The organism is Falsihalocynthiibacter sp. CO-5D18 (assembly GCF_041205445.1).
GTDB classification, from domain to species: Bacteria; Pseudomonadota; Alphaproteobacteria; order Rhodobacterales; family Rhodobacteraceae; genus Falsihalocynthiibacter; species Falsihalocynthiibacter arcticus.
Map to the genome: position 1 here is coordinate 1 of NZ_JBGFCF010000049.1, position 1,955 is coordinate 1,955.

The 1,955-nt window shown below is 45.2% G+C and carries 2 protein-coding genes; one reads left to right on the forward strand and one right to left on the reverse strand.

Going from position 1 to position 1,955, the window contains the following annotated elements; translation table 11 throughout:
• Positions 1 to 378: 378 nt before the first annotated feature.
• Positions 379 to 1,296 (reverse strand): fatty acid desaturase, encoded by a 918-nt coding sequence (locus tag AB9F27_RS21755; protein ID WP_369756621.1) that lies wholly within the window; start codon positions 1,294 to 1,296, stop codon positions 379 to 381.
• 214 nt (positions 1,297 to 1,510) lie between these two features.
• On the opposite strand from AB9F27_RS21755, the gene AB9F27_RS21760 reads away from it, so the two are divergent.
• Positions 1,511 to 1,955 (forward strand): LysR family transcriptional regulator (locus AB9F27_RS21760; protein ID WP_369758183.1); only part of this gene is annotated, 445 nt, incomplete at its 3' end.

The following is a 1,955-nucleotide window of genomic DNA, read 5'->3' on the forward strand; positions in this document are numbered from 1 at the left end:
AGTCTACGGGGCCGCAAATGATCCCAAAAAGATTTGGTTTCCTAAGTCTTCGACAGCTAAAAAGATTTCGCCGCTAGAGACCAGAATTCGAGGGTGCCTAGCGACTTTGACTTTGTTGAAGTCATTGCGAATGCCTGTGAGCCTCCCATGGTTTGAAACTCTTGTATTTATTGTTTTGATCTTGGGAACACGGACACAGCTCTAATAGGCACTTCTATTTGTGTATTTAAGTTAGTCCTTTTATTTGTGTATTTTGAGATAGAGTCGCCCCCAAAAGGGGCGACTTTTTAATGACGGGAGGACACGCTTCGTAATTTCACCAAGCGGAAAAAGCTTCTCGCGCCATAGAACTGAAAACCATCAGTAATTTTCTTGTTCCTAGGATGCGTCGGCTGCCAGTTGAACTATCGATCTGTGTGTTGGAAGCACCGCATGTTGTTTGCTTTGGTAAGAGGCATCTTCGGAAAGCGCTACGTGGGCGGTTTCAAGATGTCGTGCTGGGACGTTTGGAAAAAGATGATGCACTAGGTGAAAGCAATCATTCCGCGGGAAAAACAATAACCGCACGGGAAGCGGAGCCAGAACATTGCGAGAAGCTTCAAGCTCGTCTTCTGCGCCTACAATTCCAGCGTGATCCAGACAGTCTGTCCAAAAATTCAATGTCGGAAAGATGTAAAACATTGGTAGCAAGACAAAGAATGCCGACGTCGCAGGATAGAAGATCGAGAAGACAAATATCGTCACCAATAGAACCATTTTGATTCCGAAGAATAACCGACCGTCACCACCTGAAAGATTGACGCCAGAATACATCTTTAGGTGGCGTCCCAGCAATGGGGTTACAATATGCTGAAGAATTGTTTTCCTAGTCAGGGGTCTGTGCAAACCAAACTTTTCAATCGGTCCCATTTCACGGTCATGGGCATAGTCACCGAGATGTGCGTGGTGAGAAAGGTGATCGTCTTTGTAATGCTGAAAACACCCAGACAGGAGCGAAGAACACAGTCTGCCAATAGCCACGTTGTCTTCACGGTGCTCTGAAAAGGATGAATGCGTGCATTCGTGAACAATGTTGTTTAGTCCACGTAGTCGCGTGCCAATAAACACCGAGGTCAGGATCATCAGAAAAACTGTTCCCACAGACAATGTTAATGACAAAAGATAATGCCCTAGGAATATACCAGCCAACACTTGTGCTAGATACATTCCAACGATTACCCATGAACCGAGGCGAGAATATTTAGTCATTCCGAAGAATTGACGCGAGAATTGATGACGTAATTGCTGCCCAGACATATGTGCTCCTAGTACTGTTTGGAAACAATCATTACCGCTAAGTGCCATTGTTGAATAGCTTTTTTTGACACGAGGTTCCGACCGCTGCTCAAAAACAATCAGAGTTGCTAATAAATAGCTTGGAGAATCAGGGCAGAAATCAACATTTAGATTGATTTTCTTAACGACATACTAACATTGTATTAGGAACTCTAATGAAAAAAGTTGTTCTGACATGCAATATGATTATGATTCATTGCTCGCTTTAGATGCGGTTGTACGAGAAGGCGGCTTTGATGCAGCTGCAAAAGCGCTCGAAGTGACGCAATCTGCGGTCAGCCAGAGAATCAAACAGCTTGAGGATAGGGTCGGCACAGTTCTGATTGTCCGCGGTCGCCCGTGTGTTCCAACTGAAATCGGGTTGCAATTGTGCCAGCATTTTGAACAGGTAACTCTGTTACAACACGAACTAGCTGATCGAATGAGCAATCTGATAGACCGATCTGGTGTAAATGCGGCAACGGTCCGAATTGCGGTAAACAATGACAGTCTCGCAACATGGTTTCCATATGTGATGAAACGCGCTGTAAACGACCTTAACGTGCAAATTGAGATCACCCCGGACGATCAGGAGCACACGGAAAAGAGCCTGAAATCTGGCGACGCACTCGCGGTTATCA

Excerpts from the sequence above, each read along its gene's own strand:
- AB9F27_RS21755 (WP_369756621.1), bottom strand. The coding sequence starts at position 1,296 with ATGTCTGGGCAGCAATTACGTCATCAATTCTCGCGTCAATTCTTCGGA.